This is a genomic window from Actinoplanes oryzae (assembly GCF_030757795.1).
In the GTDB taxonomy this organism is placed as follows: domain Bacteria; phylum Actinomycetota; class Actinomycetes; order Mycobacteriales; family Micromonosporaceae; genus Actinoplanes.
Window position 1 is genome coordinate 24190 of the sequence record NZ_JAUQWH010000064.1, and the last position, 20521, is coordinate 44710.

Here is a 20521-nt window from a genome sequence, read left to right on the forward strand (position 1 = left end):
CGAGTCTGGGGACCGTCGGGTGCGATCCGGGTGCAGGACGACTGCACCCGGGTCGCAACCCGCAACCTGCCGCCCTCCGCCGTGGTAACGCCGCGTCCCGCCCAGCGCCCACGCCGAGCTGGACCGCCTCGAGCAGTCCGCCGCGGCTTCTTCCTCAGCGGCGCAGGAGAGCCGCCGCCTGGGCGGTGGCATGAGCGGGGCGGGAGGTCAGACGGCGTCGTCCATGCGGATGTCGTCGACCTTGACGTCGACGCCGGCGACGTGGAGGCCGTAGTTCTCGACCTCTTCGATGATGCGGATGCGGACCAGCGATGTCACGTCGCTGACGACCTCGCCGGCGGCGATGACCAGGACGACCGTGATGAAGACGTCGGTGCCCTGGACCTTGGCCGACACGCCGCGGCGGGCGTCGCCGACCTCGTCGAGGCCGACCTTGTCGAGGACGGCGTTGACGAAGCGGGCCACGTCGCCGCCGAGCTCGGCCACGCCGGGGACCGAGCGGGCGGCCGCGGCGGCGATCTTCTCGACGACCTCGGGGTGGACCTTGGTGGCGCCGCGGAAGGGGGCGGCCTCGACGACCAGGGCGCCGCCCTCGGCCGGGGGCACGCCCGGGACCACGGCGGGCAGGAACAGCTCCTGGGTCTGGTCGGCCCGGAATTCCTCGGTCATGCCCGCCCCCCTGTCATGGTCCACTTCGGCCACGCGGCAGCCTATCGAACGGCGGAACCCGGCCGCGCATCGCGACCGGGTTCCTGTTCGTGCCGGGTGAGCTCAGTGGGCCATCGCCGGCGGCGCGTCCGGGTCCACGTCGAGCGGGCCGGTGCGGAAGAGCACCGCCGCCACGATCGCGGCCAGCAGGAAGAAGCCGGCCGACCACCAGAACACGGTGTGGTAGCTGGCGAGCTGCGCCTCCATGGCGAGCGTCGGGGTCGGCGTTTTGCCCTCGGCGAAGTCGGTGGCCGCGCTCGCCGCGAAGGAGCTGAGCAGCGCGGTGCCGATCGAGCCGCCGACCTGCTGCACGGTGTTGATCATCGCCGAGGCCACGCCCGCGTCCCGGTGTTCGACGCCCGAGGTGGCGGCGTTCTGGGTGGGCGCGAACACCAGGCCGAGCCCGAGACCGACCACGATCAACCCCGGCAGGACCCCCGACGCGTACGTGGAATCGAGGTCCAGCCGCGTCAGCCACACCATGCCGGCGGCGCCGAGCAGCGCGCCCAGCGGGACCAGCGGCCGCGGGCCGATCTTCGGGGTGAGGATCGAGCCGGCCGTGGTGGCCGTGAGCATGATGCCGCCGAGCATCGGCAGGAACGCCAGCCCCGTCTTGACGGGGGTGAACCCGAGCACGGCGGTCAGGTAGTACGTCAGGAACAGGAAGATGCCGAACATGCCGGCGCCCGAGATCGCGATGGACGCGTACGAGCCGCCGCGGTTGCGGTCGAGCACCACGCGCAGGGGCAGCAGCGGGTTGGCGACGCGCCGCTCCACGACGACGAAGGCGACCAGGACCAGCGCACCCACGATGATCGGGCCGAGCGTCCAGCCCGCGGTCCAGCCGTCGGTCTCGGCGTTGGCCAGGCCGTAGACCAGCGCGACGAGACCGACGACGGCGGTCACCGTGCCCGCGAGGTCGAGCCTGGCGTGCTTCTGCACCGGCTCGCTGTGCAGCTTGAGGGTGGCGCCCACCACGGCGATCGCGGCGATCACCAGGTTGACGTAGAGGCACCAGCGCCAGGACACGTACTCGGTGAGCACGCCGCCGAGCAGCAGACCGATGCCGCCGCCCGCGCCGGAGATGGCGCCGAAGATGCCGAAGGCCTTGCCGCGCTCGGCGGGCTCGGTGAACGTGGTCGAGAGCAGCGACAGCGCGGCCGGGGCGAGCGCCGCGCCGAAGGCACCCTGCAGGGCCCGGGCGACGATCAGCAGCTCGAGGTTCTGCGCGGCGCCGCCGAGCGCCGAGGCCAGGGCGAAGCCGATGAGCCCGATGAGGAACATCCGCTTGCGCCCGACGAAGTCGGACAGGCGCCCGCCGAGCAGCAGGAGGCTGCCGAAGGCCAGGGCGTACGCCGTGACGACCCACTGCCGGTCGGCGTCCGAGAAGGCCAGGTCGGCCTGGGCCGTGGGCAGCGCGATGTTCACGATCGTGGCGTCGAGCACCACCATGAGCTGGGCGAGGGCCAGCACGACCAGGGCCCACCACCGGCCGTTGTCCGCCGCCGGATGCTTGGGTGGCGCCGATTCGTGCCGATCCAGTGCTGTTGTCATCTGTTACGCGCTCCCCGCGAAAGTTGAGGTTCGTCCTCCACTTCGGCAGCCTAGCCGGTCAAGTTGAGGAATCATCTCCACTTGGATGTAGTCTTCGTTACATGACAGGCAGCACGGTCCCGGTCACAGCGGCGGAGGAGGCGCGGCCGCTGCGGCGCGACGCGCAGCGCAACCGCGAGCGGATCATCGCCGCCGCGCACGAGGTCTTCGCGACGCGCGGGTTCGCGGCCACCCTCGACGACGTGGCGCACCACGCCGGGGTGGGCGTGGGCACGGTCTACCGGCGCTTCCCGACCAAGGAGGACCTGGTCGCGGCCGCCTTCGCCGACCGCATGCAGGATGTCGTCGCGCTGGCCGAGCGGGCCCTCGCGGCCGACTCCGCGTGGGACGGGCTGGTCCTGCTGCTCACCGAGTCGGTCCGCATGCAGGCGCGCGACCGCGGCCTGCGCGACATGCTGCTCACCGTCGACAAGCGGACCCTGCCGGCGCTCAAGGGCCGGGTGCCCGAGCTGGCCACGGCGGTCATCGAGCGGGCCCGGGCCGAGGGCACGCTGCGCCCCGACTTCGAGCCGACCGACCTGCCGATCATCTTCGCCATGCTCAGCGAGGTGGCCCGCACCTGCGCGGACAGCCGCCCCGACGCGTACGAGCGCTATCTCGCCCTCATCATCGACGGCCTGCGCGCGGGCGCGGCCCGGGGCGACCTCGGCGCGCCCTTGACCGTCACCTGCGTGCAGGACGCGCTGACCAAATGCGTCCCGCCCCTGGAGCCCCGGCGCAGGTGAGACTGGAGCCCCGGCGCAGGTGAGAGAGGCCGGAGGCGGCAGCGCGGCTGTCGCGCCGACCGCCGACGGCCCCTTCGGCCGCGACGGTGAACAGCACGTCGACGCGGCCGCGCTGCGCCTGGACGTCACCGACCAGGCCTGGCACGTCAAGGCGGGGCTGTCCGGCGGCCCGCGGGCCCTGCACCCCGGGGCCGCGTGAGCGAAAGTCGCGGGTAAGCGCTTGCCCGGACGCCGCACCCGGCCGTACCGTCGAGAGCCGTACGCATCGAAGCGCTTCGATTGGTGGCGAGGGCATGGACCGGCGGACGGTGTTGGCGGGGTCGGGTGCGGCCGTCGTGGCCTCGGGCCTCCCCCTCGGGGCGGGAGCCGCGGCGGCACAGCGACCGGCCGGCGAGCTCACGCTCTGGTACGACGAGCCGGGCACCGACTGGGAGAGCCAGGCCCTGCCGATCGGCAACGGCATCCTCGGCGCCTCGATCCTGGGCGACCCGGCCGCCGACGCGATCGTGCTCAACGAGAAGACGCTGTGGACCGGCGGCCCCGGCTCCCCCGGGTACGACTCCGGGAACTGGCGCACGCCGCGGCCCGGCGCCGTCGCGCAGGTCCAGCGCGCCGTCGACGAGCGGGAGCGGGTGCCGCCCGAGGAGGTCGCCGCCGTCCTCGGGCAGGCCCGGATCGGGTACGGCAGCTACCAGTCGCTGGGCACGCTGACGCTGACCACCACACCCGGCGCCGTGTCCGGGTACCGCCGCGAGCTCGATCTGACCACCGCCGTCGCCCGGACCCGGTACGTCGCGGACGGCGTCCGTGTCACCCGGGAGTACTTCGTCAGCCACCCCGACCAGGTGCTCGTGGTGCGCCTCGGCGCCGACCGCCCGGGCGCGATCGACGTCGGCGTGTCCCTGACCGTGCCGGAGGGACGCACGGCGGCGACGACGGTGTCCCGGGGCCGGCTGACGGTGTCCGGGGCGCTCGCCGACAACGGGCTCCGCCACGAGACGCAGGTGCAGGTCGTCACGCGCGGCGGCACCCGGACGGACGAGGCGGCGGGCGTGCGGGTCAGCGGCGCGGACTCCGTACTCGTGATCGTGGCAGCGGGCACGGACTACAGCGACCGGTATCCCACCTATCGCGGGCCGGATCCGCATCCGCGCGTGACCCGGATCCTCGATCGGGCGCTGCACCGGCGGGATCGGCTGCGCGACGCGCACGTGCGGGACCACCGGGCCCTGTTCGACCGGGTGCGGCTCGACCTCGGGCGCCGGCTCGCGGACCGGCCGACCGACGAGCTGCTCGCCGCCTACCAGGGCGACGACCCCGCGCTCGAGACCCTCTTCTTCCAGTACGGCCGCTATCTGCTCATCGCGTCGTCCCGCGCCGGCACGCCGCTGCCCGCGAACCTGCAGGGCGTCTGGAACCCGTACGCCGCCGCGCCGTGGAGCGCCGACTACCACGTCAACATCAACCTGCAGATGAACTACTGGCCGGCGCACGTGACGAATCTGAGCGAAACGACAGCGCCGCTGCACGATTTCGTCGACGCGTTGCGCGCCCCCGGGGCGGTGACCGCCCGGTCGATGTTCGGCGCGGGCGGCTGGGTGGTGCACAACGAGACCAACCCGTACGGCTTCACCGGCGTGCACGACTGGCCGACGGCGTTCTGGTTCCCCGAGGCCGCCGCGTGGCTCGCCCGGCACCTGTACGAGCACTACCTGTTCACCCTCGATCAGGCGTTCCTGCGCGAACGTGCGTACCCGGTGCTGCGCGACGTGGCCCGGTTCTGGCTCGACGAGCTGCACACCGACCCGCGTGACGGCCGGCTGGTCGTCTCGCCGAGCTACTCCCCCGAGCACGGCGACTTCTCGGCCGGCGCCTCCATGTCGCAGCAGATCGTGTGGGACCTGTTCACGTCGGTGTCCGAAGCCGCGCGGATCGTCGGCGACACCCGGCTGGGCGCCGAGGTGCGGGCGGCGCTGCGCCGGCTCGACCCGGGCACGCGGATCGGCTCGTGGGGTCAGCTGCAGGAGTGGAAGGGCGACTGGGACGACCCGGCCGACGACCACCGGCACGTGTCCCATCTGTTCGGGCTGCATCCCGGCCGGCAGATCACGCCGCAGGGCACGCCCGAGCTGGCCGGCGCGGCGGAGATCTCGCTGCGCGCCCGGGGCGACGGCGGCACCGGCTGGAGCAAGGCATGGAAGATTAACTTCTGGGCACGGCTGCACGACGGCGACCACGCGCACCTGATGCTCGCCGAGCAGCTGCGCACGAGCACGCTGAGCAACCTCTGGGACACCCACCCGCCGTTCCAGATCGACGGCAACTTCGGCGCCACGGCCGGGATCGCCGAGATGCTGCTCCAGAGCCACGCCGGGGAGCTGCACGTCCTGCCCGCGCTGCCCGCGGCCTGGCCCGCCGGCCGCGTCTCCGGCCTGCGGGCCCGGGGCGACCTCACCGTGGACATCACCTGGTCGGACGGCGCCGCCACCGGGCTCACCGTCCGGGCCGGGCGCGGCGGCCCGCTCACCGTCCGCAGCTCGCTCGTTCCCGGCGGGCTGCACACCTTCACCGCCCGCGCCGGCGGGACCTACCAGTGGGAAGGAACAGCATGAAGATCGTCCTCCGGGCCGTCGCGGCCCTGGCCGCCACGGTGGCCCTGCTGCTGACCGCCGCCCCCGCGCACGCCGTCGTGTGGTCGTCCACCGATCGGTGGGGCACCTGGTCGAGCAACGGCTACACGCTCTACAACAACGTCTGGGGCTCCGGGTACGGCCCGCAGACGATCTGGGCCAACTCGGCGTCGAACTGGGGCGTGTGGGCCGACCATCCCAACACCGGCGGCATCAAGAGCTATCCGAACGCCACGAAGTACCTCGGCAAGAAGGTCAGCGCGCTGGGCACGACCACGAGCAGCTTCAATGTGACGGTGCCGACGAGCGGGGTCGCCTTCACCACCGCGTACGACATCTGGAGCTCGGACAACGCCCACGAGATCATGCTGTGGATGAACAAGTACGGCGCCGTCGGGCCGCTGGGCACGTTGCAGACCACCGCCTCGGTCGGCGGGCACACGTGGCAGATCTACCGGGGATCCAACGGGGCGAACCAGGTGTACTCGTTCGTGCGTACGGCGAACACCAGCAGCGGCACCGTGGACATCCGCGCGATCGCGCAGTGGATCCGCACGCAGGGCTGGTTCGGCGACGTGACCATCGGCAACGTGCAGCTGGGCTACGAGATCACGTCGGCGGCCGGCGGCAAGGACTTCGTGACGAACTCCTTCTCCGTGACCGGCTGACCTGCGGAGAAAGCGCTGAGCCGCGAGGAAGCGCTGACCCGCGGAGGAAGCGCTGAGCCGCGGGCGACGCGCTGACCTGCCGAGGCGCTGACCTGTAGGGAAGGCGCTGGCCTGGAGAGACGCGCCGGGGGTCACTCCCCGGCGCGGACCGCCCGCATGGCCGCCTCGAGCGTGGGATCCAGATGCAGCAGGCGGTCCAGGTTGCTGATCTGCAGGGCGGTCAGGACGATGCCCTGCGCGCACGCCACCCGCAGCACGCCCCCGGTCGCGGCGGTGCGGCGGTGCAGGCCGACGACGAAGCTCAGCCCGCTGGAGTCGCAGAACGTCACCCGGCCCACGTCGAGGACGACCCGGTCGCGCCCCCGCCCGAGCGCCTCGTCGGCCGCGACCGTCAGGAACTTGACGCTGTCCCGGTCGAGCTCGCCGGAGGCGGTCAGCACGACGATCCGCGCCTCCACGTCCTCGGTGCGCACCACCAGAATCTCGTCGTCGTTCACTCGTCGTTCCCCCTGTCCGCCACCGGTACGGTCCGCGCCGCCGCCGCTTCCGACCACTGCACCAGCATCAACGTCGCATCGTCCGCGAGGGCGCTGCCCTGGTGCCCGGCGATCGCGTGCGCCAGTCGCCGCACCGTCTCGGGCGCCGGCAGCCCCGCGTCCGCGTGCCGTTCGACCAGGTCGACCAGGCGCGCCACGCCGAACCGGTCGCCGCCGGCCGTCCGCGCCTCGGTCACGCCGTCGGTGTGCAGCAACAGCCGGTCCCCCGGTTGCAGCAACTCCTCGGCCACCTCCAAGGAAGCGGAGGGCGCCGCGGGGATCGCGGCCTCGGCGATGCCCAGCGGCAGCCGGACGCCGCCGGTCAGCTCCCGCACCGACCGGCCGTCGCGCAGCACCAGCGGCCGGGGATGTCCCGCGTTCAGGTAGCGCAGGCGCCCGCTCTCCACGTCCAGCTCGGCCAGCACGCCGGTCACGAAGCGGACGTCGGCGAACTGCTCGGCCAGGGCGGTGTCCGCGGCCCGGGCCTGCGCGGCCAGGTCACCCCCGGCGCGGCGGGTGGCCCGGATGGCGGCCAGGGCGACCGCGCAGGCCAGCCCGGCGCTCAGGCCCCGGCCGACGGCGTCGAGGATGACCAGGGCGGCCCGCGAGCCGTCCAGCACGTAGTCGAAGCCGTCGCCGCCGATGTCGTAGCAGGGCCGCACGACCGCGCTGATCACCAGGGCGTCGCTGCTGGAGGTCAGCGGGGGCAGCAGCCGCCACAGCAGCTCGGAGGCGGGCGACATGGGCTGCGACCGGCGGGCGACGTCCAGGTGGTCGCTGCGCGGCGTGGTCGTCGCGATCAGGTGGCCGATCAGGCCCGCGACCAGCTCGCACCGCTCGACGTCGCCCTCACTTAGCGAGCCGGTGAACTCGACGACGCCGAGCCGGTCGGTGGCGTCGATCATCGGGACGTACCAGCGGCCGTCGCCGCCGGGCAGGCTCCGCACCCGGGCGAAGGCGCGGCCCGCGAGCGACGAGTCGATCGGCAGCGGGTCCGCGGCCGGCAGGGCCGGGTCCGGCAGCGCGCGCAGGGTCACCTGCTCGTAGTCGGTGAGCCAGATCCGGGTGCCGAGCCCCACCGGCCGCAACGCCGCGGAGACCGTGGCGGCCAGTTGCTCCGGGCGCCACAGATGCGCGGCCGCGAGGATCTCCCGCAACGCCGCGAACCAGCGCAAGTCACCGTCCATGGGTCCCAACCTAGAGCCCCGGGATCCGCCTGACCCGCCGGGGCCACTGCCACTGCAAATTTCCTGCACGTGCCGAGCCGTTGACCCGGCTCCCGGGGCGTGTGACGGTGGCTCGGTAAGCGCTTTCCCCTGCTCCCGGAGGCGTCCGCCGTGTCCTTCGCCGTGCCCCTCGCCCTGGCCGCCGTGCTGGCCCTGCCCGGCTCCGCCGCCACGCCCGCCGCCCCTGCCGTCCCCGCCGTGGCCCGCCAGGTCCTGCCGCCGGGCGACGGCTGGGCGGCCGCGGGCGCGGGCACCACCGGCGGAGCGGCCGCGGACGACGCCCACGTCAGCGTCGTGCGGACCCGGGCGGAGCTGCTGGCCGCGCTCGGCGACGGCACCGATCCCACCCCGCGGATCGTGATCGTGGCGGGCCGCATCGACATGAGCACCGACGCGTCGGGGCGGCCGCTGGACTGCGGCGCGTACGCCGATCCGGCGTACGACCTGGACGCGTTCCTCGCCGCGTACGACCCGGCGGTCTGGGGCCGGACCGCCAAGCCCAGCGGTCCGCTCGAGGACGCCCGGGTCCGCTCGACGCGGATCCAGGGCGCCCAGATCCGCATCCCCGTGGGCAGCAACACGACCCTGATCGGTGCCCCGGGCGCGCGCATCGACCACGGCAGCCTGACCCTGACCAACGTCGGCAACGTGATCGTGCGCGGCATCGAGTTCACCGACGCGGCCGACTGCTTCCCCGCCTGGGATCCCACCGACGGCGCCGAGGGCAACTGGAACTCCCTCTACGACCTCGTCTCGCTCAGCGGCGCCACCAACGTCTGGCTCGACCACAACACGTTCAGTGACGGCAACAACCACGACGCCGCGCAGCCGCTCCACTTCGGCCGGCCCTACCAGGTGCACGACGGCGCGACCGACATCATCCGCGGCTCGGACCTGGTCACAGTGTCCTGGAACGACTACTACGACCACGACAAGACGATGCTGATCGGCTCGACCGACACCCCGGGCGTCGACGTCGGCAAGCTGCGGGTCACGGTGCACCACAACCGCTTCGGCAACGTGATCCAGCGGGCGCCGCGGGTGCGCTTCGGCCAGGTGGACGTCTACGACAACCTCTACACGGCCACCGACGAGGAGTACCAGTACTCGTTCGGGGTGGGCGTGCAGTCGCAGATCTACGCGGAGAACAACTACTTCGTCCGCAGCGCCGACCTCCCGCTCGCCGACATCGTCAAGGACTGGAAGGGCACGCGCATCACGGCCAGGGGCACCCTCGTGCGGACCGGCAGCAACCCCGCCGTCCCGGTCGACCTGGTCGCCGTCCACAATGCGGCCTACGACCCGGATCTGGATCCCGACGCCGGCTGGGTGCCGGAGCTGCGTACCAGGGTGGATCCCACCGCCGCGGTGCCGGCCGTGGTCGCCGCGGGGGCGGGATCCCGGCGCCTGCCGAGGTGAATAACCTTCCGCACCCGGGGGTACGCACGCTGCGGCGCGCCCGCACCCGCCGGCGCGCCGGGAGGGAAGACTCGTGCGTGCGTACCGGATCATGGCCTCCGCCCTGCTCCTGGCCCTGACCAGCGGTTGCGTGGTGGTCTGGGGCGAGGGCGGGGACGAGGCGCCGCAGCAGGGGCCGGCGCGGACCAGCGGCAAGGACGTGGTCACCCCGGCGCTGAAGGACGTCGAGCGCTTCTGGCAGGGCAAGTTCCCGTCGCTGGCCGGCGGCAAGCAGTTCCAGCCGGTCCGGGGCGGCTTCCACCCGTACACCAGGCAGGATCCGCCACCCGCCTGCGGGGACCAGCCGGGCGAGTACCAGCCCAACGCGTTCTACTGCCCGGCCGGGGACTTCATCGCGTGGGACGCCCAGGTGCTGATCCCGCAGCTGCAGAGCCAGTTCGGCGACCTGCTCGCCGGCGTGGTCATGGCCCACGAGTACGGGCACGCGATCCAGACCCGGCTCGGCCGCACCGACGACCCGACCGTGGTGCTGGAACAGCAGGCCGACTGCTACGCCGGGGCCTGGACGGCCGACGTGCTGGCCGGCAACTCGACGGCGTTCAAGGACGTCACGCCGGAGCAGCTCGACAACACCGTCGCCGGGCTGCTGCTCCTGCGCGACCAGCCGGGCACCTCGGCGGCGGCGGAGGGCGCGCACGGCAACGCCTTCGACCGGGTCCGCGCCTTCCAGGACGGCGTGGAGGACGGCGTCGCGACGTGCGCGGGCTACAACGCGGACAACCTGCCGGTCACCGAGGTCCCGTTCCGGACCCGCGACGACGCGGCCAGCGGCGGCGACCTGGAGTACGCCAACGCCGTCAACTCGCTCGCGCAGGACGCGCAGACGTACTGGACCAGCACCTACCCGGACCTCGCCGGCCAGCCGTGGCAGCAGCTGCGGGTGACGGCCTTCGAGGGCGACGCGCCCGCGTGCCAGTCCCCGGACCAGGCGGCCCGGGACCGGGCGTTCTACTGCCCGGAGGGCGACTTCGCGGCCTTCGACAACGCCGAGCTCGGCCCGCAGCTCTACCAGCAGATCGGCGACAACGCGATCGGCATGCTGATCGGCGACCTGTTCGCCCGGGCCGTCCAGGACCGCCGCGGGGTCTCGACCCGCGACCGCGCCGGGCAGCTGGCCGTGGACTGCCTGGCCGGCTCGTGGACGTCGAGCATCCTGGCCCGCGACCCGTCGGACGGGCTGACGCTCTCCCCCGGCGACCTGGACGAGGCCGTCACGGCGCTGCTGGCCTTCGGACGGGCGGGCGACGGGTCCGGGACGACGGCCTTCGACCGCATCGCCGCCTACCGCGACGGCGTGCTGGAGGGCCTGACCGCCTGCCAGTGACCGGGTCACTGTAGGCCGCGCGGCGGCGGAGGGGGCGATTATCGGTGAAGCCCCGGCCGCCGCCGGGCCGGAGGAGTAGACCGGTTCCCGGACACCCACGGGGATCGGAGTGAGCGTGAAACGCAGGACTGTGCTGACCGGGCTCGCCGCGGCGGCCGGAGCGGCGGCGGGGCTCGGCCTCCCGGCGACGGCCCGGGCGGCCGGCCCGGCACCCTTCGACCTGGACGCGTACGAGGTCCTGGAGACGACGATCGCGACCGCGTCCGGGGACCGGGTGGTGCGCTACCACTTCTGGCGGGCGGTGCCCTACGTGGCCGCGCCGGTGGACGTGCGGTACCAGAGCCTCAACATCAGCGTGCCGGTCAAGATCGACGGCCGGGCCGTGGACGCCCGGCAGGCGCCGATCCTCTTCGCCACCGCCGTCGCCGGCTACCTGCCCTCCTCGGTCGCCGACGCCACCGGCATCGGCGGCGGCGCCACGAGCAGCCCGCCGCCCGGCACCGACGACCCCGGCGAGACCCCCGAGCCCGCGCCGGAGCAGCCGCGCGAGGTGAGCACCGCGGAGCTCGCCCTCGCCGCCGGCTACGTCGTCGTGGAGCCGGGCGCCCGCGGCCGGACCCTCGTGGACGAGGCCGGTGTCCACCACGGCACCGCGCCGGCCGCGATCGTCGACCTCAAGGCCGCCGTCCGCTACCTGCGCGCCAACAAGGGGCGGGTACCCGGCGACCCGGACAGGATCGTCGCCACCGGGGCCGGCGCCGGCGGGGGCCTGTCCGCGCTGCTCGGGGCCTCCGGCGACAGCCCGCTCTACGAGCCGTACCTGCGCCGCCTGGGCGCCGCGGCGGCGAGTGACGCGGTGTTCGCCGCGGCCGCCCACTCGCCGGTCACCGATCTGGAGCACGCCGACCTGGCGTACGAGTGGTGCTGGGGCGACCTGCCCACCGAGACCGGCGAGACGGTGGACCCCGACGTCACCCAGGACCTGCGGATGGGCTTCGCCGACCATCTGGCGGAGCTGGACCTGACGGGCCGGGACGGCTTCGGGCCGCTGACCGCCGCGACCTACGACGACTACCTGCTGCGTGCCTATCTGCGCCCGGCCGCGGCGGCGTACGTGAACGGCCTGCCCGAGGGCGACCGGCCGGCCGCCCTGGACGCGAGCCCGGTGCTCGCCGATCCCGCCTTCACCTGGTCCGCGTTCCAGCAGCACGTGGGCTCGCGCCGCAAGGGCGCGCCCGCCTTCGACGCGCTCGACCTGTCGGCGCCCGAGAACAACGAGTTCGGCACCGGCACCATCCCCGCGCGCCACTTCACGACCTACAGCCTGCGCCGGGCCTCCGGCAACGAGTACGCCCGCCTGGACGCCGACCTGGACGCCAAGCTCACCCTCATGAACCCGATGCCCTTCCTCACCGCCCGCCACGCCGGCCGCGCCCGCCACTGGTGGCTGCGCACCGGCACCCGCGACACGGAGACCTCCCTCACCACGATGACCAACCTGGCCACCGCCGCCGAGAACGCCGGCGACGACGTGGACGCGAGGATGTACTGGGATGCGGGCCACGGCGCCGACGAGGACGCCCCGGCCTTCCTGACCTGGCTGGCCGGCGTCACCGGCTATCCCCAGCGCTAGCGCTGTCCTCCTCCCGGCGGGCGCGCTCGTGGTGGCGCCGGGCCTTGAGCTTGTAGCCGCTAGTGGGTGGGGTGCGAGGTGACGCCGGTGAGCAGGGGCGAGCCGCGGGCGGCGGATCTGCACCGGGCGTGGACCTTCGGCGCCCGGGTGCTGCGGCTGACCTTACGCTGAGGCGGTGCCGCCCGACCGCCTGCATCGTGTCGCCGTCCTCGTGCTGGAGGGGGCGAAGCCGCTGGACGTCGGCATCCCGGCGCAGGTGTTCACGACGCGGGCCAGCATGCCCTACGAGGTGCGCGTCTGCGGGGCCGCGCCGGGGCCGGTGACCGGCGGCGACGGGCTGTCCTACCACGTGGCGCACGGGCTGGAGGCGCTCGGCTGGGCCGACATCGTGTTCCTGCCCGGCTACCGGTTCCCCGACCGGGAGGATCCGCCGCCGGCCGTGGTGGACGCGCTGCGGGCGGCGCACGACCGCGGCACCCGGCTGGCGGCGATCTCCACGGGCGCCTTCGCGCTCGCGGCGACGGGGCTGCTCGACGGGCGGCGCGCCACGACGCACTGGCACTACACGCGGGCGCTGCAGGCGAGGCATCCGCTCGTCCGGGTGGACGAGAACGTGCTGTTCGTCGACGAGGGCCGGGTGCTCACGTCGGCGGGCGCCGCCTCGGGCATCGACCTGTGCCTGCACATCCTGCGCGGCGACCTGGGCGTGGCGGCCTCCAACCACGCGGCGCGGCGGCTCGTCGCGGCCCCGTACCGCAGCGGCGGCCAGGCCCAGTACGTGCCGCGCAGCGTTCCGGAGCCGCTGGGCGAGCGCTTCGCCGCGACCCGCGAGTGGGCGCTGCACCGGCTCGGCAAGCCGCTGACCCTGGAGATGCTGGCCGAGCACGCGGCGGTCTCCCCGCGCACGTTCTCACGGCGCTTCGCCGAGGACACCGGTCACACCCCGATGCAGTGGATCCTGCGCGCCCGCGTCGACCTGGCCCGCGAGCTGCTGGAGCGCTCCGAGCGCAGCATCGAGCAGATCGCCGCCGACGTCGGGCTGGGCACCGGCGCCAACCTGCGGCTGCATTTCCAGCGGGTGCTGGGGACCACGCCGAGCCAGTACCGCCGCACCTTCAAGCTGGCGTGATCCTTGCGAACCGTGGCGCTCGCGCCGCTGTTTCGCACCCCGGGGATTCAGCAGGCTGAAGGCATGACTCGCATAGCCGTCAACGGATTCGGCCGGATCGGGCGCAACGTCCTGCGGGCCCTGCTCGAGCGGGACAGCAAGCTCGAGCTGGTCGCCGTCAACGATCTCACGGACCCGGCCGCCCTCGCCCGCCTGCTCGCCTTCGACTCCACCGCGGGCCGCCTCGGCCGCCCGGTCTCGGTCGACGGGGACACCCTCGTGGTGGACGGGCGCCGCATCAAGGTTCTCGCCGGGCGCGACCCCGCCGGCCTGCCCTGGGCCGAGCTGGGCGTCGACATCGTCCTCGAGGCCACCGGCCGCTTCACCGCCGCCGCGGCCGCGCGCGCCCACCTCACCGCCGGCGCCCGCAAGGTGCTGGTCGGCGCCCCGTCCGACGGCGCCGACGTCACCATCGCGCCCGGCATCAACACCGACGCCTACGATCCTGCCGCCCACACCATCGTCTCCAACGCCTCCTGTACGACGAACGCGCTCGCCCCGCTCGCCAAGGTCCTCGACGACCTCGCCGGCATCGAGCACGCCTTCATGACCACGGTGCACGCCTACACCCAGGAGCAGAACCTGCAGGACGGCCCGCACCGCGATCCCCGCCGCGCCCGGGCCGCCGGCCTCAACATCGCCCCGACCACCACGGGCGCCGCCAAGGCCATCGGCCTCGTCCTGCCGGCCCTGCACGGCAAGCTGTCCGGCGACTCGATCCGCGTCCCGGTCCCGGTCGGCTCGCTGGTCGAGCTCAACGCCACCGTGGCCCGCGACGTGTCCCGCGACGACGTCCTGGCCGCCTACCGGGCCGCCGCCGACGGCCCCCTGGCCGGCATCCTCGAGTACTCCGAGGACCCCCTGGTCTCCTCGGACATCACCGGCAACCCGCACTCGTCGATCTTCGACTCCCTGCTGACCCGCGTCGACGGCCGGCACGTGAAGGTGGTCGCCTGGTACGACAACGAGTGGGGCTTCTCCCACCGCGTCATCGACACGCTGGAGCTCCTCGCCGCCTGATCCGCTCGAACGGCGATGCCCCGCCGGGGCCCGCGCATGCTGCAGGCCGCCGGCCGGGCCCGCGCGCCGGGGCCTGGCGCCGGGGTCAGGTGCTGCGCCGCGTGCCGAGGGCGGCGGCCATGGCCTGCTCGTAGGTGAGCGGGGGCCGGGCGAGCAGCGGCCGGATCGGGGTCGCGTCGCCGACCAGGTCGGCGTCGGAGCCGGGGCCGACGAAGCCGGCGACGGCGCCCCGGGGCATGCCGGTCGCGCGCTCGAGCACGGGGGCGAGGGCGGCAATCGCGCGGCGGGGCAGGTGGAGCTTGCGGGGCGGGCGGCGGCCCAGGTGGGCGGCCGCGCGGTCGATCATCTGGCCGGTGGTGAGGACGTCGTCGGAGCCGACGTCGAAGTGCCGCCCGTACGAGCGGGGGTCGTCCAGCAGCTGCACCAGCGTGCCCGCCAGGTCGTCGACGGCGACGGTGCGGAAGCGGGTGTGGCGGCCGGCCAGCAGCACGGCGACCCGGCTGCGGGCGCCGCGTTCGATCATGGCGAAGCCGTCGCCGCCGTGGCCGACGATCATGCCGGGGCGCAGGACGGTGACGTCGAGGCCGCTGGAGAAGAGCATCTGCTCGGCGCGGGCGCGGCCGCGGCCCCAGCTGCTGGGCGCGTCCGGGGCGGTGCCGATCGCGGTCAGGTAGAGCAGGCGGCGGACCCCGTGGCGGCGGGCGGCGTCGACGACGTTGCGCAGGCCGGCCTGCTCGACGTCCATGAAGTCCACGTCGCGGCGGGCCTGCCGGGACAGCGTGTGCACCAGGAAGCAGACCGCTCGCGCCGACGCCGCCGCCCGGTCCACCGCGGCCGCGTCGAGCATGTCGCCCCGGACCAGCTCGACGCGGTCGCCGGCCAGGTCCTGCGCGCGCTGCGGGTCGCGGACCAGGCAGCGCACCCGGTGACCGGCCGCCAGCAGCGCGGCGACCAGCCGCCGGCCGACGAAGCCGGTCGCCCCCAGCACCAGCACGGGTTGTTCCATGGGGTCCCCCAGACTTGATGACATTGCGTGTCGTCACTCTGCCTGATGACATGGCGTGTCGTCAACTAGACTGGGCGCATGAGCCGATGGGAGCCCGGAGCGGCGGAGCGATTGCAGGCCGCGGCGCTGGAGCTGTTCGTCGAGCACGGCTTCGCCGACGTGACGGTGCCGCAGATCACCGCGCGGGCCGGCCTGACCACCCGCACGTTCTTCCGGCACTTCGCCGACAAGCGCGAGGTGCTGTTCGCCGGCGAGGAGGCCGTGCCCCCGGTGATCACGCGGTTCTTCGCCGAGGCGCCGGCCGGGCTGAGCACGATGCGGCTGATCGAGCAGGGCCTGTGCGAGGTGGTCGCGCCGCGCTTCGCGGGCCTGCGCGACCATCTGCGCGTACGCCGGGAGGTGATCCGCTCCGACGAGGGCCTGCGCGAGCGCGAGCTGCGCAAGGGCGCGCTGATCGCCGAGGCCGGCGCCGCCGGGTTCCGGGCGCGGGGGCTGAGCGAGCTGGAGGCAGTCATGGCCGCGCAGCTGGCGGCCACGATCATCGGCACGGCCGTCGGACGCTGGCTCGACGAGCCGCAGGAGCGGCCGCTCACCGACATCGTGCGCGAGACGATGACCGCGGTGACGACCGTGGTGCAACAGTGACGCCCCGGGCGCCGTCCAAGAGGTATGGGCGACGAACAGCACGACGTCGGTGAAGCACTGCGGATGAGGGTGCCGGCGCCGGTCGCGCCGAGCCGGGGCCAGCTGGAGCACTTCGTCGCCGCCGGGCGCCGGCGGGTGCGGCGGCGCCGGGCGTGGTTCGCGCTGCTGGTCACGGCGGCGGCCCTGGGCGGGCTGCTGCTGGGACTGTCGGGGTGAGGAGGGGGCCCGGAAGACCCCCTCCTCAGGGGATCACTTGATCGGGATCAGCTGGGCCTCGTCCGTGCTGCGGTTGTCCCGCGTGACGACCATCCAGCCCCGGGCGGGGCTCTTGGCCAGCTCGGCCTTGTTCACCGTCACCGCCGAGGTGACCCGGCGCCCCGGGGCGACCGTGACCGTCGCCCCGGTGCTGACGGCCGGCGCGAAGGCGTTGAAGGACGCCGTCCCGGCGCTCTCGTCGGTCTCGCCGTCGATGATGCCGTAGGTCGCGGCGTGGTAGGTGAACCGCGGGCTCGTGCCCGACAGGCACGGCGAGCCCGGCTGGCACAGCTGCGAGACGAGCACCGGCAGGGTGACGGTGCTCCCGTCGTACGGGGCGTCGGCGTAGAACTCCAGCGACACCTCGTCGGTGCGCAGGTCGACCACGGCCGTCACCAGCCGGCCGTTGATGTCGCCGGTGGTCAGCAGGCCGTAGTCGATGCCGACGACGTCGTAGTCGTCGACCTTGTCGCCGTCGACGTCGACGTAGACGTCCCACTCGGTGCGCGCCGCGTTGCCGAAGCGCTGGTGCGTGTTGAGGGCGAAGGCGAGCGTGTCGTCCGGCAGGCTCTGCACCCCCACGGCGCGCAGGTCGGCGGCGGCACCGGCGTCCTTGCCGTCGCTGAGGCCCCACGCGAACCAGTCGGCCGTCCCGGCGATGGCGCCCTTGGCATTGGTCAGGGTGGCCGTGGTGCCGCGCTTGTCCAGCGAGGTGCTCACCTTGGCGACGGACTGCGGCACCAGATAGTACGGAACCCGCAACGCCACACCCTTGTTGCTGCCCGCCACCGGAGTCAGCTTGATCAGGCCCGCCGCGTCGTGGAAGGCGCTCGCGTCCCCGGCCGTCGCCGCCGGCACCACGAGGGTGACGTCGACCGCGACCGTCTTCTTCGCCGGAACGGTGATCTTCTTGGCCGACAGCTTGACGCTGTGCGGGCTGCCGGCCGGCTTCTCGACGCCGACGGTGAAGGTGGCGGCCTTGCTGCCGAGGTTCTTCACCTTGACGGTCTTGCGCTTGCTGTAGTCCTTCTCCAGCTCGGTGAAGCCGTAGTTCAGCGTCGCGGTCCCGCTGTCGCCGAGCGCGACGACCTGGGTGTCGACCGCGCCGGGCGCCTGGATGAGGCCGGCGCCGTTGACCCGGGTGGTGTAGCCGGTGACCTTGGCCGGGTCGGAGGTGTTGACCATGGCGGCCTTCAGGTACGCCACCTCGGACCAGCCCTGGTGGGCCTGCTTGACGAGCGCGGCCTGCCCGGCGGTCATCGGCGCGGCCATCGAGGTGCCGGACATGGCGACCGGGGCGGTGCCCGTGCCGACGGCGGCGGAGAAGATGCTGACGCCCGGGGCGGTGACGTCCGGCTTGAGCCAGCTGTCGCCGGTGCGCGGGCCGCCCGAGGAGAAGCTGGCCGTACCCAGGTAGTTGGGGTTGGTCAGGGTCTTGTTCGTCAGCGTGACCGTCGAGCCGTCCGCCGCCAGCCAGGTCGCCGCCGCGGTGTTCGGGGTGCCCAGGAACGGGATCGTGACGTTCGCGGGCGCGCCGGTGTCGGGGTTGCTGGTGATCGGGCCCTCGTAGGGCGGGTAGTTGGCGTCGGTGTTGACCTGCAGCACCGCGGCGGCGCCGGCCTCCTGGCCGTAGATCGCCTTGGCGACCCGGCCGCAGGTGCCGCGGGCGACGACGGCGAGCTTGCCCTGCACGCCGGCCGCCTGGAACTCGGCGGTGCTGCAGCCCAGGGCGATGCCCCCGGCGCCGTTGCCGACCACCTTGATCGGCAGCGTCGTACCGTCGCTGAAGGTCGCGCCGTTGGCGTTGATGGCGTCGAGCGTGGCACCCGTGCCCAGCGCGAGCGACGCGCCCGGGAAGGCGGCCGTCGGGTCGCTGGCGGCGACGCTGATCGTGCTGGTCGCGGTGGAGGGACTGCCCACCAGGTACGGGGCCGGCCCCGAGTTGCCCGCCGAGGCGACCACGATCGTGCCGTCCTTCGACGCGTTGTCGGCGGCCACCGACTCGGGCGCGTCCTTGGTGCCGAACGGCGAGCCCAGCGACATGTTGATGACGTCCATGTCGTGCTCGACGGCCCAGTCGATGGCGTCGACGGTCATGTCCGTCGAGCCCTCGCAGCCGAAGACGCGCACCGCGTACAGGTCGGCCTTCGGCGCCACGCCGGGGCCGACGAGCCACTTGGTGCCGCCGATGGTCTTGGTGTCGTACGCCCCGGTGTAGGTCTTGCCCTCGGCGGTGACGCCGTAGCCGGCCGTGGTGCCGGCGACGTGCGTGCCGTGGCCGCCGCAGTCCAGCGGGTTGACGTCCGGGTGCGGCACGGGCTGGTAGTCCGCGCTGGACGGATCGGCGTTGTAGCTGTCGCCGACCAGGTCGATGCCGCCCTTGACCTTGAGCGCCTTCGGGCCGAACAGCTTCGGGTCGGCCGCCGTGGTCTCCGCGGCGTGCGCCTTCTCGTACGCCGCCGTGGTGCCCGGCCCGCCGAAGTCCGCGTGCGTGTAGTCGATGCCGGTGTCGATGACGGCGACCTTGACACCCTCGCCGTGCAGCTTGTCCGAGCCGCCCCACACCGCGGGGGCACCGATGAGCGGCACGCCGTTGGTGTTGTCGGGCTCGATCGCGCGGACCGGGTGCACCGCGACGACGGCGGGCTGCGCGGCGAGCGTGTCCACCTGGCTGCGCTTGATCCGCACCTTGATGCCGTTGTAGGCATGCTGATAGGAGCCGAGCACCGTGCCGCCGAGCTGCCGGGCCCGCTGCTCGACCGGCGCCTGCGCCCGGTCCAGGGTCGCGGCGGCCTGCTTCTTCTGGGTGCTGGTCAGCGGGGTCGCCGCGGCGACGTCGGCCACCGCGACCGGGTCGCCGCCGAGCTCCAGCATCACGGTCACGGGCTCGTCCGCCATGCTGGGCGGCAGGGTGGTGGCCTGGGACCCGGCCGGGACCGGCGTGAAGCCGTGGCCCGCGCCCGCCGGGGCGGCCGCGGCCGCGGAGGGGACGGCGACCGCGCCCAGCGCGGTCAGCAGGATGCCGATGCCGGCTGCCCGGGTCAGCCGTGTGCGGCTGCCCCCGGTCCGGCCCATGGTGTCGCCCACGAGGGCTGCCTCCTTGTTGTCACAGTGCCGCGAACCCGCGCCGGGCCGCCACTGTGGAGGCGGCGCGCACCCATCGTCGGCGGCCGATCAAGAAGGGATCTTGCAGCCTCCATGTTTCCGGCACCATCCCCTACGGGCATCAATCTCCGCTCCTGAACACATGCATTTATGTGCATGACCTGCGAAGGCTAAGATCATCGGCGTGAGAGCGCGGCTGGCCGCCGAGTCGGCCGCCCAGGTGCTGCTGCTGGCCGCCACCTGGCTGGTCGTCGACACCGCGCTGCGCGGGGCGAGCAGCGGGCTGGTGTCCGCCGGGCGCACGGCGTTCACCGTGCTGGGACTGCTCGTGCTGACGCGCCTTTCCCGCCCGGGGACGGCCGGCGCCGGCTACCGGTGGTGGCAGATCGCGCTGCTCGCGGGGACGGGCGTCACGGCGTACACGATGCTGTCGACAGTGGCCATCGCCCAGGCCGGACCGGCGCTGCCCAGCCTGGTGCTCGCGCTCGCCCCGGCCGTGGTCCTGGCCGCCGAAAGCGCGCTGGGCCGCACCCGCCCGCCACCCGCCACCGTCGCCGGCACCGCCGTGGCGATCACCGGCGCCGTCCTGTACGTCCTCCCCCGTCTCGCCGGCTCCCTCGGCGCCGGCGTGGCCCTCGGCACGGTGTGCGCGGTCGCCGCGATGCTCTCCATGGCCTGCTACGGGATCGCGTTCGCCCGCGTGAACCGGGGCTACCACGGGCCGGCGGCGCCCCGGATCCTGCCCGTCTTCGCCTGCGGCACGGTGCCGCTCGCGCTCT

Annotated in this window: 18 protein-coding genes; 12 read left to right on the plus strand and 6 right to left on the minus strand. The window is 73.7% G+C overall.

The genetic code is table 11. From position 1 onward, the window contains the following. Window positions 1-207 precede the first annotated feature (207 nt). Together RBH18_RS21285 and RBH18_RS21290 are read right to left on the minus strand one after the other, a co-directional pair. Complete coding sequence (locus RBH18_RS21285) at window positions 208-669, minus strand: Asp23/Gls24 family envelope stress response protein (RefSeq protein WP_306210452.1); 462 nt, start codon at window positions 667-669, stop codon at window positions 208-210. 102 nt (window positions 670-771) lie between these two features. Next, window positions 772-2262: an MFS transporter gene (locus RBH18_RS21290; RefSeq protein ID WP_306210455.1), complete on the minus strand. Its 1491-nt coding sequence runs from the start codon at window positions 2260-2262 to the stop codon at window positions 772-774. A 101-nt stretch (window positions 2263-2363) separates the two neighbouring features. Here RBH18_RS21290 and RBH18_RS21295 point away from each other — a divergent pair, with 101 nt between their 5' ends. The 4 genes from RBH18_RS21295 to RBH18_RS21310 all read left to right on the plus strand — a co-directional run bounded on the left by RBH18_RS21295 (window position 2364) and on the right by RBH18_RS21310 (window position 6345). Beyond that, window positions 2364-3047 (plus strand): TetR/AcrR family transcriptional regulator, encoded by a 684-nt coding sequence (locus RBH18_RS21295; protein ID WP_306210456.1) that lies wholly within the window; start codon window positions 2364-2366, stop codon window positions 3045-3047. Between the two features lie 19 nt (window positions 3048-3066). Further along, a complete protein-coding gene (locus RBH18_RS21300; RefSeq protein ID WP_306210458.1) occupies window positions 3067-3246 on the plus strand; it encodes a hypothetical protein in 180 nt (59 codons plus the stop codon). A 94-nt stretch (window positions 3247-3340) separates the two neighbouring features. Then, the gene (locus RBH18_RS21305; protein WP_306210460.1) at window positions 3341-5659 is read left to right on the plus strand and encodes a glycoside hydrolase family 95 protein; all 2319 of its coding nucleotides are present in this window, start codon (window positions 3341-3343) and stop codon (window positions 5657-5659) included. Next, complete coding sequence (locus RBH18_RS21310; RefSeq protein WP_306210462.1) at window positions 5656-6345, plus strand: GH12 family glycosyl hydrolase domain-containing protein; 690 nt, start codon at window positions 5656-5658, stop codon at window positions 6343-6345. Before RBH18_RS21305 ends, RBH18_RS21310 begins: the two co-directional genes overlap by 4 nt. Before the next feature lie 131 nt (window positions 6346-6476). On the opposite strand, the gene RBH18_RS21315 is transcribed toward RBH18_RS21310, so the two are convergent. Further along, a complete protein-coding gene (locus RBH18_RS21315) occupies window positions 6477-6842 on the minus strand; it encodes an STAS domain-containing protein (RefSeq protein WP_306210464.1) in 366 nt (121 codons plus the stop codon). After that, complete coding sequence (locus tag RBH18_RS21320) at window positions 6839-8068, minus strand: PP2C family protein-serine/threonine phosphatase (protein WP_306210466.1); 1230 nt, start codon at window positions 8066-8068, stop codon at window positions 6839-6841. The genes RBH18_RS21315 and RBH18_RS21320 overlap by 4 nt, the downstream gene beginning before the upstream one ends. Window positions 8069-8218: 150 nt before the next feature. Here RBH18_RS21320 and RBH18_RS21325 point away from each other — a divergent pair, with 150 nt between their 5' ends. From RBH18_RS21325 to gap, 5 genes are all read left to right on the plus strand, one after another. Beyond that, window positions 8219-9526, plus strand: coding sequence for a pectate lyase family protein (locus RBH18_RS21325; protein ID WP_306210468.1), 1308 nt, complete (start codon window positions 8219-8221; stop codon window positions 9524-9526). A gap of 73 nt (window positions 9527-9599) precedes the next feature. Beyond that, window positions 9600-10910 carry a neutral zinc metallopeptidase gene (locus RBH18_RS21330; RefSeq protein WP_306210470.1) on the plus strand — a complete coding sequence of 437 codons (1311 nt, stop codon included), beginning with the start codon at window positions 9600-9602 and terminating at the stop codon, window positions 10908-10910. Window positions 10911-11025: 115 nt separating this feature from the next. Further along, a complete protein-coding gene (locus RBH18_RS21335) occupies window positions 11026-12543 on the plus strand; it encodes a subtype B tannase (RefSeq protein WP_306210472.1) in 1518 nt (505 codons plus the stop codon). A 175-nt stretch (window positions 12544-12718) separates the two neighbouring features. Next, entirely contained in the window at window positions 12719-13672 is a 954-nt protein-coding gene (locus RBH18_RS21340) for a GlxA family transcriptional regulator (RefSeq protein WP_306210474.1), read from the plus strand. Between the two features lie 63 nt (window positions 13673-13735). Beyond that, entirely contained in the window at window positions 13736-14731 is a 996-nt protein-coding gene (gene gap / locus RBH18_RS21345; protein ID WP_306210476.1) for a type I glyceraldehyde-3-phosphate dehydrogenase, read from the plus strand. Between the two features lie 85 nt (window positions 14732-14816). On the opposite strand, the gene RBH18_RS21350 is transcribed toward gap, so the two are convergent. After that, complete coding sequence (locus RBH18_RS21350) at window positions 14817-15737, minus strand: SDR family oxidoreductase (protein ID WP_306210478.1); 921 nt, start codon at window positions 15735-15737, stop codon at window positions 14817-14819. Window positions 15738-15815: 78 nt separating this feature from the next. On the opposite strand from RBH18_RS21350, the gene RBH18_RS21355 reads away from it, so the two are divergent. Both RBH18_RS21355 and RBH18_RS21360 read left to right on the plus strand, forming a co-directional pair. After that, on the plus strand, window positions 15816-16382 hold the full coding sequence (locus tag RBH18_RS21355; protein ID WP_306210480.1) for a TetR/AcrR family transcriptional regulator: 567 nt from the start codon (window positions 15816-15818) through the stop codon (window positions 16380-16382). A 63-nt stretch (window positions 16383-16445) separates the two neighbouring features. Continuing rightward, window positions 16446-16598, plus strand: a complete 153-nt coding sequence (locus RBH18_RS21360; protein ID WP_306210482.1) for a hypothetical protein — start codon at window positions 16446-16448, stop codon at window positions 16596-16598. Window positions 16599-16631: 33 nt separating this feature from the next. Here the strand turns inward: RBH18_RS21360 and RBH18_RS21365 are convergent, their stop codons facing one another. Further along, window positions 16632-19724, minus strand: coding sequence for a S8 family serine peptidase (locus RBH18_RS21365; RefSeq protein ID WP_306210484.1), 3093 nt, complete (start codon window positions 19722-19724; stop codon window positions 16632-16634). A 202-nt stretch (window positions 19725-19926) separates the two neighbouring features. Between RBH18_RS21365 and RBH18_RS21370 the strand changes: the two genes are divergently transcribed. Then, window positions 19927-20521, plus strand: a 595-nt coding sequence (locus RBH18_RS21370) for a hypothetical protein (protein ID WP_306210486.1), incomplete at its 3' end; no start/stop codon positions are given.

Coding starts and splice junctions, on each gene's coding strand:
- RBH18_RS21285 (WP_306210452.1), bottom strand. CDS start 669: ATGACCGAGGAATTCCGGGCCGACCAGACCCAGGAGCTGTTCCTGCCC.
- RBH18_RS21290 (WP_306210455.1), bottom strand. CDS start 2,262: ATGACAACAGCACTGGATCGGCACGAATCGGCGCCACCCAAGCATCCG.
- RBH18_RS21295 (WP_306210456.1), top strand. CDS start 2,364: ATGACAGGCAGCACGGTCCCGGTCACAGCGGCGGAGGAGGCGCGGCCG.
- RBH18_RS21305 (WP_306210460.1), top strand. CDS start 3,341: ATGGACCGGCGGACGGTGTTGGCGGGGTCGGGTGCGGCCGTCGTGGCC.
- RBH18_RS21310 (WP_306210462.1), top strand. CDS start 5,656: ATGAAGATCGTCCTCCGGGCCGTCGCGGCCCTGGCCGCCACGGTGGCC.
- RBH18_RS21320 (WP_306210466.1), bottom strand. CDS start 8,068: ATGGACGGTGACTTGCGCTGGTTCGCGGCGTTGCGGGAGATCCTCGCG.
- gap (WP_306210476.1), top strand. CDS start 13,736: ATGACTCGCATAGCCGTCAACGGATTCGGCCGGATCGGGCGCAACGTC.
- RBH18_RS21350 (WP_306210478.1), bottom strand. CDS start 15,737: ATGGAACAACCCGTGCTGGTGCTGGGGGCGACCGGCTTCGTCGGCCGG.
- RBH18_RS21355 (WP_306210480.1), top strand. CDS start 15,816: ATGAGCCGATGGGAGCCCGGAGCGGCGGAGCGATTGCAGGCCGCGGCG.
- RBH18_RS21360 (WP_306210482.1), top strand. CDS start 16,446: ATGAGGGTGCCGGCGCCGGTCGCGCCGAGCCGGGGCCAGCTGGAGCAC.